We start from the raw sequence: 14,385 nt of genomic DNA, 5'->3' as shown, positions 1-14,385 counted from the left end.
ATGAAACGCTTTCCGATTGATGATCCGGTCCATGGTGAACAGCTGTTGGCGGTACAACCCGCTATCGAACGCTATCCCGACGCCGACTGGCGTCAACGCCTGGAGTATTTCACCGGCCGTGCCCTGACCCACACTGCCCTGCGCCTGGAACAGCAGGGCCGCGCCGGTCATCTGGCGACGTTGGGGCAGGCGGTCTCCCCCGGCGTGGTCACCGGCCTGGAGGCCGATGCGGTCGAGACCGGCGACGGTGTGGTGATCGAAATCGCCGCCGGCATGGGCATTGCCGCCAGCGGTGAGATCGTCCATATCAATCGCAATCAGCAGCTCAAGCTGGACGACATTCGCGTCTACGCCCCGGCATCCCTGCTGGAAGGTGAGGGTGTCGAGGGTGCCTATAAGTTGGGTGACACCCTGGGCGCCCTGCGCGCTGCCGGGGTGGCGTTGCCGGCGGCCATGGTGTTGGTGTTGCAACCGGTCACGGTGGAACACTTCGGCCAGGAGCCTTCCACTGACCCGTGTGATTACGACCCCAGCGACGAGGCGTTTGAGAACTGGCAGTGGGTGGATGGTTCACGCTTGGTGCTGTATGCCTGGAACCGCGAACTCGGACCGTTGCCGGTGTTAGGCAACTGGCAGCGCAATCGTATCGCCTATGCCGTGTTCGATTATGAACGCAGCCTGAGCGAGGGCGCATACCTGCCGTGGTCATCGGTCGGCGTGCCCATCGCCCTGATCGGTCTGGACGCCGCACTGCAATATCAATTCATCGATCGCAACAGCGTGGTGCGTCGCGGCGGCGAGGCCAAGGGCAATGCCGTGCCCATCAGTCCGGCGGGTGACCGATTTTTGTGGCAGGCGCAGTTCGAGCAATTCAACGAACAGCTGGTGGACTGGGTCATGAACACCCCCGGGCTGGAGCCCGCCGACATTCAGGCCGGGGCCGAGTTTCGTTATCTGCCGCCGGTGGGCGTGTTGCCCAAGGAGGCGCTGGCCGCGCGCCAACAGTTGCAGCACTTCTTTCCGCCCAGCTATGCGGTGCGCGCCCTGGCCATCCCCTATGAGCAATTGGATCTGGCCATCGAGGAGAGCGCCAGCCTGCTGCCCTATGATTTGAATGCACCGGACCGGGTGGAGGTGTTGGTGCCGGTGCCGCAGCAGCACTACGATCCCAAGCTGCTGGTAGTCGAGGTGATCGATCCCATCTTCGACCAGACCATCGCCCGTTACACCACGCAGCGCAATCAATGGCTGGGCCGGCGCCTGATTGTGCGGAATATCGCCTCGGCCTTGTTTCGGGCCATGAAGGGCCGGCCGCTGCTCTATCCGGCCGACGATCCCAATGCCATCGATTCACTGGAACAGCCCATCGAATTCGAACAGCAATTGGTCCAGCGGGGCGATGAATGCCGCTATTTCAAGGGCCAGACCGCGCCGCCCAGCAACTGGTTCCAAAACGGTTTCGACGACGCCAACTGGACCGCAGGGGTGACCAGTATCGGTTACGGTACCGGTGGTCTGGGCACTGCCCTGGACGATATGCCGGGCAACTACGTCACCCTATTCCTTCGCCATGGTTTCAGCCTGGCGTCGATTGAAGAGGCCCATCGTTACACCCTGAGCGTCACCACCAACGGCGGTTTTTATGCCTATCTCAACGGCCGTTATCTCAGCTCGGCCAATGTCACCCGGCCGTTTCACAACGCACCGGCGGCCACTGCGCAAGAACTGCAAACACGCTTCTATGAACTGGGTGAGCTCAAGGGACGTCTGATCGAGGGCGAAAACGTGCTTGCCATCCAGGCCCATAGTCCCGGCGCGGACGAGGGAGAGTTCAGCGTCAGCGTGGCGTTGCTGGACACCGAGGATCAGTTCGGCACCGTCGAGGTGGTGCCCGGTAAGTTGCAGCCGCCTTTCGGTCAGGCGCAGTACCAGGTCGAAGCACTGGCAGCGCTGCGCAATTACCTCGATACCACCACGCCGCTCTCCGATGCCGAGGTGGCCGAACTGGACGAGAAGGGCATCGAGGAATATATCAACTTCCTGCAGCAGAAGATCAATAAGGCCAATGATCGGGTGGAGTTCGGCTTCCTGCGTCTGCGCACCGACATGTACCGGGTGCGCCAGATGATGTTGGGCAACGAGGTGGGCACCAAACTGGCCACCTCGCCGGCCCTGGCCGAGATCGCCAAGGGTGAGTCGGCGGTGGCCACCAAGAATGAGTTATCCGAGTTCTATACCCGCATCAAGCAGGCCACGCCGCAGACCGGTGGTGATGGCGGTGGCGCTGTCAATAGTCCGGTGACCCATGTGCCTGCCGGGGACGCCGGCAATGTTTCGGTGGCGGGGACGGCCAATATCAATATCGTCGGCGGCAACAGCTTCGTCTCCGGCGAGTTGAGCGGTCGCGATTTGGCCGGTGGGTCGGCCGCGCTTGAGAATGCCGTGTTGCGTGACATGAGCTTGCGCAATCGCAACATCAGTCTCGCCGGGGTGCAGGATGCCGAGCTGAATTTTGCGACGATGTTCGAGACCCAGAGCAGCAGCGCTGCCTTGTTCAACGTCGCCACCCCCCAAGAAGTCGGCGAACAGAACCCGGTCATCGGCATGGTGCAGAACTTCAACAACGTCACCGTGGGTGAACGCTTGCAGGAGTCCGGTGCCAATGTCTCCTACATGGCCGGGGTGGCGGTGAAGGGGGAGTTGCTCGGCGACTTGGTCGATAGCGACATCAATATCGATGATCTGAGCGTGCCCGGCGTGAGCGCTGATGGCGAGTCGGTCTCCTTTGCCGACATCCGCGCCGACCGTTCCATCCTGGACGGGGTGCTCAACGGCAATTACGATCCGGTGGATAGCGACGACGAGGCGGCCTATTTCAATGCCGGGGTCAAGGCCCTGGAAAACGTAGTGGGTGTGCTGCGCCTCATCGAGGGCCGGGTGCATGCCTATCGCCGCGCCGTCAGTCGTTGCCAGGATACCTTGAAGGATATCCGGGATGAGTTGAACCAGGCCGACCAGCGCCTCAAGACCCTCGGCGACGAATTGGCCGAAGCGCGCCATGATCTCACCGTGGCGCGCGCGCTCAAGGCTGAGGAACAGGCGCGTATCGACGCCTTGAATGCCAAGCGCGACAAGATCCTGGCCACCCAGGTCTCCTTCCTGTTGTTTCGCCGTCCACGTACCGTGGACGTGCGCCTGGATGCGCCCATGCACTATGTCAATCCGGATCTCTCCGACCAGCCGCTGCCCCTGTGCGATCTGTCGGACGTGCAGACACCCGAGCCCGTGGCGGCCATGCTGGATGTGGTACGCGATGCCCCCATGAAGTGGTTCGTGGCGGTGAATCTGATCCTGCCCCATCTCAGTCGTCTGGCCGATCTGCATGTGACCCTCGCCAATGCCAAGCAGCGGGCCGCCACCAAGATCACCGCGCATCCGTTCCTGAAACTGAACTTCCAGGTGCCGGACACCCTGTTTCAGGGCATGGGCGCCGCGCTGATGCAGGCCCAGCAGCGCGTTCAGATCGAACGCAAAAAGACCGCGGCCCTGGATCTGGCCGCCTTCCAGCGCTTCGGTTGGCAGGAGTCGATCAAACGTGTACCGGAGGTGGTATCGCTGGGTGATCTGATTGACGGCAACCACGGCCGCATGGGCGCCAGTCAGCGCGCCGCGCGGGAAATGGAGATGATCTCGAAAGTGGCGACGTGTCTGTATGTGAATTTTTCCGAGGTGCCGGCCGGCATACGCCTGGCATGGGCCGAGCGGCTGAGCCAATACGATCAACCGGTCAAGCTGCGCAACCTCTACAGCCTGCCGCGTTTCGGTGAGTTGGATTACATCGAACGTCACGACATGCAGCGCCTGGTGGATTGGCTCTACGGCCGTGTCTTCAGCAAGTACAGCGAGGCCCAGCACATGATCAGCGACTTGATCCGGGTGGCCCTGCTGGGTGCCAGCCATGCGCCGGTGAATCAATTGATCGCCGGTTATATCCCAGCGCCCATCGTGGTGCGTCCCGGCAGCTTTGTGAATGTGATCGCCGACCTGACCCGGGTGCGGGTGGGCATGGCCATCTCCATGGTCTCGGGCGGCAATACGCTGGTGCGCGGCAAGGTGGCGGACATATCAGGCGGCCAGCTGAGCGCCGAGGTGCACAGCGTGGTGGGTGAGAGCGTGCAGTTGGAATCCGGCGCGCGGGTGCAGATCGGGGAGCGCTTGGGGATGATGTTCTAATGTCATCCCCGCCGCCCCACCCAACCCATCCCCCTTTAAAAAGGGGGGGCAGGGGGGATTTATAGATGTCGAAAATAAGCCAAAAGGCACAGTGTTGTTCCTGGTCGTTTAAATCTCCCCTAGCCCCTCTTTAGAAAAGAGGGGGATCCCTTGTGTAGTCGTAATGACGGAGGTATTGCGCTAGCCCATGCAACACGCCGAACGCCGCATCCGCAAGCTGAGCCTCAGTGCCAGTGACCACAGCCACCTGCAACAGGCCCGCTATTGCCTGGAAGAGGCCTTTCGCAGCGCCAGCCTGCCCGGCCTTCCGCCCAGTGCTCAGGTGGTGATACGGCGTCTGGAGCTGGGCAGATTGCGAAGCAACCTGCCGGCCAATCTGCTGGCCGAGCGCATCGCCAATCTAGTGCGCAACCTGGCCGTCGGCGCGGTGTGTGTGGACGAACGCCCCGCGCCGGACGCCCAAGTAGTCTGGTTCAGTGGTCCCTTGCGGCCCTATCAGGCCTTGCTGCGCACCTTGCTCGATGACGGGGTCGCTCACGCATGGTATTGGCGTAGCCTGTTTCCGGGGCGTGATCTGCGCCTGACGACAGCCACCGTCGAAGGGCTGCTATTGGAAGCCTTGCGTACACCGGTGCAGGTATTGGCGCCGGCGCATGTGTTGCAGGCCGTGTTGGCGCCGCGGCGTTTGGAGGGTTTGCTGCCGCACATTACCCCTTCCCTGGTCGGGCGCCTGTTGCATGAGGCGGGACTGTCGCCGGTGGCCGCTGCGGACACGGGCTCACCCGTCCATTATCAAAAACGGATACACGCCCCCGACTTGAATCGGGATTGGCGTCATGCCATCGCCACGGCCGTGGACGCATGGGGTGAAGCGGATGTGCGCAGTCGATGGTTGGCCTGGAATGCGCTGATTCTGCGCCAGCCTGTGTGGTTGGCGTGTCGCGACGTCTTGCCGCGCATGGACCTGGCGCGGTGGTTGACGGCCTGGTCGGGTGAGCGAGTCGAGCTTGGCGGGAATGAACCCCCCCCTGGCCCCCCGTTGCAAAAAGGGGAGACGGGAGGAGTGGTTGCGGCGGGTGTGCAGCATGATGCTCATCCCCCGCTGTCATCGCCGGCAGGGGTAGAGGCGCCTGGATCGCAGCATGCCCAAGACTCATTCCCCCCTTTGCAAAGGGGGGTTAAGGGGGGGTTAACCGACCCACCGGCACAGCCCGAGATATATGAAAAAGAACCCGGCCCGGGCGGCAAGGCGTGTTGCAGCAGCCACGCCGGCTTCGCACTCATGATCCCCGTACTGCAGCGGCTTGCCCTGTCCGAATTGCTAGAAAGAAACCAACGCCTCATCTCACTCGATTTTCCACGCTACTTGTTATGGAGCATGGCGCGGCGTTTCAGGCTCGCCCAGCAAGACCCCCTCTGGATGTTGTTCCAGGACTTCGAGCCGCGGCCCGACATCGCCCTGGCAGAGATGCAGATACCTGTACGCTGGATACCGGTACTCTGGCGACAACTGTCCGACCGGCCGCCAGCGACGGCGTCCCCGCGTGAGCTGGCAAACACCCTGCAACTGGTGGCGGCGGCGTATCTGCGCCGTTACTGCAAACTTTCACTGCGCGGCCTGATCCAGCGCCCCGGCCGGATTGCGCTCACCCCCACTCACTGGGACGTGCACTTCGATATCAACCACACCGATCTGCGCCTGCGCCGTGTGGCCCTGGACTCGGACCCGGGCTGGGTGCCCTGGTTGGGGCGCGTGGTGCAGTTCCATTACCACAACGAAGGATAGGGTCATGTATAGCGAGACTTCACACCGTAGCAGCGGCGCAGGCGCTCAAGAGACACCTGCCGCCCCGCTGTCATTGCGCCACATCGCCTTGGGCTGTGTCGGCCGCCTGCTGTTCGCCGAGGCGGATGTGGAACCCGTGGGGGCGGAGCAGGTGTATCTCTATAACCACTACGATCCATTGCGTGAAGTCACCGATCTGGCCGGACTGCTGACCCAGTTGTTGCGGCATCCCGCGCCGGCCGACCGCACCATGGTGCAGATGGCCGAGCGGCTGGGGCTGTCTCATGCCGAGATCATTGCCGTGATGTTGGCCCTGATGGTGGAGGAGGAACCGATGGTGGGCCGGGTGCTGGCCCATATTCAGGCGCCGGTGGGCGGATCGCGGCCGGCCTTGGGCATGTTGGAGGCGGCGCTGGCACCGCTGAGCGGTGCACCGGGCTGGGTGAGCGGCGCCCTGCTGGCCGGTCCGGCCATCGCCAGCGGCGCCTTGCAGTTGCTCAATCAACAGGCGCCCCTGCCGGAGCAGACCGTCAAGATGCCCATGGGCCTTGCCTTGTTGTTGCGCGACAAACCTTTGCTATGGCCCGGCTGTCGCGACCTGTCCCAGGCGGCGGGCGTGCGCCTGCCCTTGTCCACGCTGGAGACCGCGGCGCGCCATGCCGCCACCCTACAGGGCTGTGTCCATGGCGTGTTGGTGCTGCGCTCCGCCTCTAAAGCCGAGGCGCGTGCCGTGGCCGCCGAGATTGCGGCTCAGCTGCAGTGCGCGCCGTGGTTGATTGCAACGGCCGATAACGATCTGGCGGGCTTAGGGGTGGCCTGTCTCATCGGTGGCCGTCTGCCCGTGTTCGAATACGACATGGGGGCCGAGGCCCAAGTCCTGGTGCCGGAGCTGGCCGGTTATGAGGGGCCGCGCCTGGTATTGACCGGCCCCGACGGCCAGGTAAAGACGGCCCGCGGCTCGCTGAAACAATGGCAGCTGATGCCGCCCCCCGAGTCGGAACGCCGACAGCTGTGGCTGGAATATCTGCAGCACGCGGCCTTGGCGAATCAGCTGGCCGGCGCGCATATTCACTCCAGCGGCCGCATCGCCGAGCTGGCCGAGTTGGCGCAACGTGAGGCGCGGTTGCAGCAACGCGAGCGCCCCGACATCCACGATATCCGCCGCGCCGCCTGGGAGGCCGAAGCCGGTGCGCTGGGCAATCTGGCCCAGCCCATGACGGCCGAGATCCCCGATGAGGCGCTGGTGTTGTCGAAATCGGTCGATCACGAGCTGCAGCAGTTGCTGGCCCGTTGTCGCGCCCGTGAACATCTGGACGCCTCCCTGGGCGTCACCATCAAGGTGCGTTATCAACAAGGGGTGCGCTGTTTGATGACCGGTGCGTCGGGCACCGGCAAGACCCTGGCGGCCAGTTGGCTGGCCACCCGGTTGGGACTGCCTCTGTATCGGGTCGACCTAGCGGCGGTGGTGAGCAAGTATATCGGCGAGACGGAGAAGAACCTGGCCGCCCTGTTGGCGCGCGCCGAGCATAGCGAGATCGTGCTGCTGTTCGACGAGGCCGACTCCCTGTTCGGCAAGCGCACCGATGTCAAAGACTCCACCGATCGCTTCGCCAACTCCCAGACTAATTACCTGTTGCAACGCATCGAGTTCTATCGCGGCATCGTGGTGCTGACCAGTAACAGCCGCGAGCGCTTCGACGCCGCCTTCACCCGGCGCCTGGACAAGATTATCGAGTTTCCCCTGCCCAATCCGCAGGAGCGCCGCGCCCTGTGGCAGGCCCATCTGGGTGATCAACATCAACTCAACACCAAGCAGATCAACCAACTCGCGGCAGCCAGTGACCTGGCCGGCGGTCACATTCGCAATGCAGTGTTGACGGCGGCGGTGGCGGCACAGGCGGCGCAACGGCCCATTGCCTTCGCGGACGTGGTGAGCGCCCTGATGGGGGAATACCGCAAGCTGGGGCGCCAGTTTCCCAGTGAGTTGCGCCGCTATGGCACGGGTTGATTCGCGCCGGGGCTGAGCATGGAGAGCGCCGTTCAAACCAAGGAGGGTGAGTCTGCGGCCAAGGCGGTCAAGCGGGCGTCACCCGAGTCCGCGCCCCGTGCCGCCGAGACCGGTATGCCCCTGGGCATGCCGCTGTTCCTCGCGGGCGGCTTGCGCACGGGGGCGCCTACGCCCTGGCCGACCTCACCTTCCCCCCGCGCGGTTCAAGCTCAGGCGCAGGACGAGGAAGAAGAGGTAATACAGGCCAAGTGCTGTGACGGTATCGGCAGTCCGCCGGGTCCCCTGGCCGAGGAGGAGGGCAGGCTGCAACGTCGGCCCTCGGCGCATGACGCCGAGGGACCCCCGCTACAGGCTATACCGCTTGCGCGTGCAGGCCTGCGGCCCCAACTTAGTGTCGCGCCGGCCGACGACCCCTATGAGCGCGAGGCCGACCACGTGGCCGAGACCGTAATGCGCCTGCCGGACTCATCGCCTGGATCCGTGTCGCGCGTACCCGGCGGCGCGACGCTGCAACGCCTGTGCGCCGAGTGCCAAGAGGAGAGACCAGGGACCGGGCGCGTACAGGCCAAGCAAACGGAGATGCCCGTGGCCGAGGCGGCGGACCCCCTTGATCAAACCCTCAATCATCCCGGCAGCGGCGTCTCCTTGCCGGCGCCGTTGCAGTCACGCATCGGCGCCGTACTGGGGCGCGACCTGAGTCAGGTGCGGGTCCACTCCGACGGGCGCGCCCAGGACGCCGCGCGCAGCATCAATGCCAAGGCCTTCACCCACCGCAACCATATCTATCTGGGGCGCGGCCAGAGTGAAAACGACATGGGGCTGATGGCCCATGAGGCGACCCATGTGGCGCAGCAAGGGGCGGCACCCTTAGCGCGGCCGACGGCGGGGCAACCCGGGGCAGGGGTGGGGGCCGACGCGGGCGCGACCGTTGCCGAAAACCAGGGCGTGCCGACCATTGACGGGTCGGCAGCGGCGCTGCCGGCCGAGACCGAACCGGCCCGGCGGGAAGCGCAGCACACGCAGATTCCATCAATCTTGGCGGGCGCGCCTGCCGCCCCGGCAGCGTTTGCCTCCGAGACCGGTGCCGCCGAGCCTCCCGCATCAAGCCCGGCGACACCGGAGGCGGAAGCGAGCGCCACCCTGGAAGCCGAGCCCCCGGCAATGCAGACGGGCAGCGGGGCAGAGGACGAAGGCGCGGCGCCTGGCGCAGGAGGCGCTTCAGCCGGGGGACAAGGGGCCGGCGCTGGGGAGGCGCAAGGCACATCCATCGAGTCGGCCGCGGAGGGCGGCGCTGAGGCACAGCAACAAGGGGGCGAATCAGCTCCCGAGGCCGGCCCCCAGGCAGTGGGAGGCGCCGGCGCCGAGCCGGAGACAGAAGAAGAGGCGCAAGCCGGGTCCGTGGCAGAGACCGGTCCCGAGGCGGACGGCGCCGACGGCGCGGCCGTCAACGGCGATCCTTACGCCCGCATCGCCGCCGCCCCCGATTCCGAGCACAAGGCCTTTGTCTTGGCCCAGGCCGAGCATGTCAATGGCGACTGCGAGACGGCGGCGGGGCTGTTACAGGCATTGGCCGGCGCCCGTCGGGCCGAGGTCAGCGGCCGCTTCGGCGCCGCGCGCGACGGGATGAGCGGGTTCATCGAAGCCAGGATCGAGGCGCTGCAGGCCTTTGTTGCCGCCAAGCAGGCCCAAATCGGCGCGACTATCGCCAACGCCCTGGCCACGGTGCAAGGCGCCATCGCTGCGGCGCTGATCTCCATTCACCGGGCGGCCGCGTCGGTGCAAGAGAGCATCGCTGGCATCGTGCAGCGTGCCGGCGCCGCGGCGCAAGCCACTGTTAGCGGCATTGCGGGCCGCATCAGTCATCTCATAAACACCCTGCCCTTACCCGATTTGCCCGGGGTGGAACAGGCGCGACGCCTGGCGGCGAGTCTGATCAATCATGCCGTGGCCGCCGTGAACGCGGCCCTGGGCACGGTGCTGGGGATGATTCAAAGCGCCTTGGCCATCGGTATGCGCCTGCTGACCACCGCCTTGAACAGTATCACCGCCTTCATCAATATGGCTTTGACACGCATCTCCGCCGCCCTGAGCCAGATCGCCGCCTCCGTATTCAGTTTGTTCAATCGCGTCCTGAGCCGGGTGGTGGGGACCCTGCGCCGCATCCTCTACGGCACCGTCCTGCCGATTCTGACGCGCGCCGAACGCCGCGTGCTGCGCGCCATGCGAGAACTGGCGCAGCGCTCCCTGCGCCAGATCCGTGCCAATTGTCGCGCACACCTGGCGGCCCTGGCCGCGTCCCTCGGCGACGGGGGCGGGCAGCGCGACGGCGTCGAGGCGACGACCCGGGCCGATGACTGGCGCGCCCACATTATCGAGATCAGCGCACGGGCGCAGGCGCGCAACGCCGCCATCATCCACAGCTTCCAGGAGAAGACCCGCGGCGTTGTCGCCCTGCTGCTGACCACCCTGCGGTCCATCGCGGCCCAGGTCATGGCCGCCGTCACCCGCCGCATCGCCGGCTTTATCAGCGCGGCGGTGGACTATGTGGCCAAGGTGTTACTGACCCTGCGGGGCATGGTGGAGGCGGTGACTCAATTCATCGCCAACACCATCACCTGGGCCATTTCCCTGTTCGTTAGGGTAGTGAATTACATCCGTTCCCTGGTGGAACGGCCGGTGCAAGCCCTGATCGAGTTCGCCGACAATGTGTTGAGCCGCATTCGCAGTGCCGTCAGTGGCATGGTGCGGCGCCTGGTCAGCGGCCAAGGGCTGGGCTTGAATGTCGGTGAATTGATCGGCAGATTCAGGATGCCGCCGACTTCCAACAATCCCACCATCGCCTTCGCCGGACCGCCGGCCGGGTTTGTCATCGTCATCTTCCAGGGGGTGGTGTATATCATCGCCTTCGGTTTCGCCTTTTCGCTGACGGTAGCTGAATTCATCGTGTTGATCATCGTCATCGTGGTCATTATCCTGATCATCCTGCTGCTGTTGTATCTGCTGTATAAGTGGCTGACGCGTCCCAAACCTGTCCCCAAACCGCGGCCCAGACCCCGGCCCAGACCCCGGCCCAGGGGCAGGGAGTTTCATCCCGACACGCCTTTCAATGTCATCCGTTCCGTGCCCCTGCAAAAGGTCAAACTGCCGGCCGCCGCGGGTGATGATCTGGTGTTCGGGGTGCAGTCGCGCGACAAAGACAAATTCCGTCCCATCGGCACGGCCGCCTGGATCCCCATCGATCCCGGCAAGGGGCCGTATGAGACGGTCTACGAGGTGAGCCAGTCCGCCAGTTGGCTGGCACCGGGCAGCGGCAATACCACCTACGTGCATCCGACCCTGGACAGTCGCGGCGTCCGTCTGTTTATCGATGAGGACTGGAACGGTGAGCCCATCACCGTCACCGCCACGGTGCGCGACCAGGCCCCGCCGGTGACGCCGCCGGATATCGGCACCACCCGGGATACCGACCATGTCATCACCTGGACCCTGGACCTGTGCCAGGATCCCCTGACCGCCGCCACTGCCAAACACATTCCCAGTCTGGCGCCGCAGTTGAACCAGACCAACTACAACAGCACCTCCCTGACCCTGTTGGACGGCTCCAGCGATACGGTAGGCGCCAGCATGCTGACCGAGCTTCTGACCCACGAAAAGACTGGCGGCGGTGCGCCCAACGGCCAGGACAACCTGTATGGTTTGCGCAAGTTGCCCACCTTGGCCGCCCACGGCGGCTCGGGATTTAAACAGACCCAGGTCTATATCAAGGGCCATTTGCTCAACCACTCCGACAACCGCGGCCTGGGCGGAGTGGGCGATCCCATCAATCTCTATCCCATCACCGGCCAGGCCAATCGTGATCACAACAGCCAGGTGGAGGAAAACGTGAAGGACCTGGTGCATGACGACAAGCTGGTGGTGAGGTACGGCGTGAGCGTGGTGAATCAGGACGGGCCCCACGCCATCGACATCTTTGGTGACGGCCACTGCACCTATCAGTACCTCAACGCCGGCTTCAGCTGTGCCTACGCCACCTACAAATACTGCGACGGCGAGCTGCAGCAGAATAGCAACCGGGGCGGGCCGCCGGTAGCCTCCAGCTTCGATGTCAGCGGTTTCATCGAGAATATCCGCGACAACAAGGGCAGTTGTCAGGAGGGTTGATGTCGAGCTTTGAGTCTAAATATCGGCACCTGGACCAAAGCGATCCGCAATCGGTGCGATCACCCGAACGGCCGCGTCCCGAGGCGCCGGCGGGCTTGCCCCTGTATCTGCAGGCGGGGCCGGTGCAGCGTCAGGTCACGGCGGAGGAAGAAGAAATCATACAGCCCCGTCTCACCGTTGGCCCGGTGGATGATCCCTACGAGCGCGAGGCGGATCAAGTGGCCGATCACGTCATGGGTCAGACGCGCGCCGCGCGCGATCTCTCTGCGGCCACGGCTGAACAGGTGCAGCGCCAGGCCCGGCAAGAGGAAGAAGACGAGGTGTTACAGGCCGAGGGGTCCGCAGCGGGTGACGGCCGTGTCAGCGCCAGCTTCCAATCCGATCTCCAGACTCAGCGCGGCGGCGGTGCCGGCCTGCCGCAGTCAGCGCGTGAATTCATGGAGTCACGCATGGGCAGTGACTTCTCCCATGTCCGGGTCCACCAGGGGCCGCAGGCGAGTCGCCTGAATCAACAGGTTTCCGCCCGTGCCTTCACCGTGGGCAGTGATATCTTCTTCGGCGCCGGTCAATATCGACCCGACAGTGAGGCGGGCCGGCATCTGTTGGCCCACGAGTTGACCCACGTCATGCAGCAGACCGGCACGCGGCCCAAGGGCCCGGGCGGCGCCACAGCGAGGGTGAGCCGGGCGCTGCAGCGGCTGCAGCGCAAATCCCTGCAGGATGAACTGGAGCAGGAGTTGGCCGAGTGGGCCGAGAAACACGGTAAGACCACCGACCCCAAGCACAAGGACTACGCCTTCGACCTGCAGGAGTATGCCTGGAGCCTGATCACCGACCCCGATCCCAGCGTCATCGGCCCCATGCCCAAACCCAAGGGCAAGAAGGCACGCAAGGCCTGGGAGAAGAAGTTCAAGAAGGCGGAGCTGCTGGCCAAGAAGATCCTGGCCGGCGGGCCCAAGGTGGTGCAGAAGGAGGACCGGGCGGCCATGATCCTGAATTATATGGCCCAGGCCGGTTTCGGCCAGGAGGCGGTGGCACTCACCGCTTCCATGGCCGATGAGGGCCAGATCGAATATGTCTACGGCGCCGTGCTGGACAGGATCGAGAGCGCCGATCCCCAGGTGCTGACCCGCATCACCGAATGGCTCATCAAGCATAAAGGCAAGAGCGATAACCCCCTGCTGGAGAAGTTCTCCACCAGCAGCGGCGATTTCGAGAAGAAGCTCAACAATGGCCGCCTCAAGGCCATCCTCAAGCCCCTGATCCATGCCTATGAAAAAGACGCCTTCCTGATCGATATCGTCTCCCAAGTGCTGCTGCGCAAAAAAGGGTTTCGCAAGGTCTTTTCCGACTGGATGTGGAAAGAGAATAAGGGTGACCTGTTGTTCAAGGTCCTGCAATCCAAGTGGTTCATCGAGCCGGAATACGGCCCCACGGTGCTGCCGGACGTGGGCGAGCTGAAAATGGAAAAGGACATGCCCTGGGTCTATGCCAACAAACAGAAGTATTACGTCGGCTATCTGGTGCAGCTGGGCAAGGACACGGGTGTGAAGATCGACGCGCCCAAGAACTTGAAGTTCAGGACCCTCAGGTCCTGGCTGGATGACAACACCGATAAATTCGGCGCGGCCCTGGCCAAGAAACACCCGGATGACCAGGACAAATGGATCAAGACCTACGAAGAGATCGCCGACATCTTTTTCTATCATGTCTCGGGGCGCAACATTCAGCCGGACCTGGCCGGCAAGCTGGGCAAGTTGGGTCCGGGCGCGCCGGCCAAGCTGCGCCTGAAGGCGGATTGTGATGTCCTGTCCACCTATGCCATGCGCTTTTTCGATAGCGTCCGTGATCCCGACAACCCGGCCTTCAAGGCCTTCGAGCCCATCGGTTATATGGCCCTGGACCCCAAGGACAATGCCGGCCATTCCGTCGCCCTGATGCGGCGCAAGGGGAAATACTTCGCCATTAACAACAAAGAGGTCAGCGATCTGAAGGTCGTTGAAAACAAACCGGACGCGAAAAAGGAAGCGGCCATCAAGGCCTTGAAGGCCGATGCCCTGCTGATCTATGACGAAGAACCGCAGGCGTATAAGGTCTATTATGCCGATGCAGTCGCCGGCGGCGCCATGCCCAAGGCCTTGTCCCTCACCAAAGAGGAAACGCGGCGCGAGGACCTGGAACCCTGAGCATCACCGAT

Annotated in this window: 5 protein-coding genes; all 5 read left to right on the top strand. The window is 63.9% G+C overall.

The window, feature by feature from the left end:
• The 5 genes from Tel_12065 (at position 1) to Tel_12045 (ending at position 14,374) form a co-directional block, all read left to right on the top strand.
• Positions 1–4,233 (top strand): hypothetical protein, encoded by a 4,233-nt coding sequence (locus Tel_12065; protein ID ALP53808.1) that lies wholly within the window; start codon positions 1–3, stop codon positions 4,231–4,233.
• 187 nt (positions 4,234–4,420) lie between these two features.
• Entirely contained in the window at positions 4,421–6,019 is a 1,599-nt protein-coding gene (locus Tel_12060; GenBank protein ALP53807.1) for a hypothetical protein, read from the top strand.
• A 73-nt stretch (positions 6,020–6,092) separates the two neighbouring features.
• Positions 6,093–8,027 carry a hypothetical protein gene (locus Tel_12055; protein ID ALP53806.1) on the top strand — a complete coding sequence of 645 codons (1,935 nt, stop codon included), beginning with the start codon at positions 6,093–6,095 and terminating at the stop codon, positions 8,025–8,027.
• An 18-nt stretch (positions 8,028–8,045) separates the two neighbouring features.
• Positions 8,046–12,188, top strand: a complete 4,143-nt coding sequence (locus Tel_12050; GenBank protein ALP53805.1) for a hypothetical protein — start codon at positions 8,046–8,048, stop codon at positions 12,186–12,188.
• A complete protein-coding gene (locus tag Tel_12045) occupies positions 12,188–14,374 on the top strand; it encodes a hypothetical protein (protein ID ALP53804.1) in 2,187 nt (728 codons plus the stop codon). The genes Tel_12050 and Tel_12045 overlap by 1 nt, the downstream gene beginning before the upstream one ends.
• Positions 14,375–14,385: the final 11 nt, after the last annotated feature.

It is taken from the genome of Candidatus Tenderia electrophaga (assembly GCA_001447805.1).
In the GTDB taxonomy this organism is placed as follows: Bacteria; Pseudomonadota; Gammaproteobacteria; order Tenderiales; family Tenderiaceae; genus Tenderia; species Tenderia electrophaga.
The sequence above is the reverse complement of the archived record's forward strand: the minus strand, read 5'-3'. Positions and strand labels throughout refer to the sequence as shown.

What these genes read in the sequence shown, in the direction of transcription:
- Tel_12050 (ALP53805.1), top strand. Translation starts at nt 8,046, where the DNA reads ATGGAGAGCGCCGTTCAAACCAAGGAGGGTGAGTCTGCGGCCAAGGCG.
- Tel_12060 (ALP53807.1), top strand. Translation starts at nt 4,421, where the DNA reads ATGCAACACGCCGAACGCCGCATCCGCAAGCTGAGCCTCAGTGCCAGT.
- Tel_12065 (ALP53808.1), top strand. Translation starts at nt 1, where the DNA reads ATGAAACGCTTTCCGATTGATGATCCGGTCCATGGTGAACAGCTGTTG.
- Tel_12045 (ALP53804.1), top strand. Translation starts at nt 12,188, where the DNA reads ATGTCGAGCTTTGAGTCTAAATATCGGCACCTGGACCAAAGCGATCCG.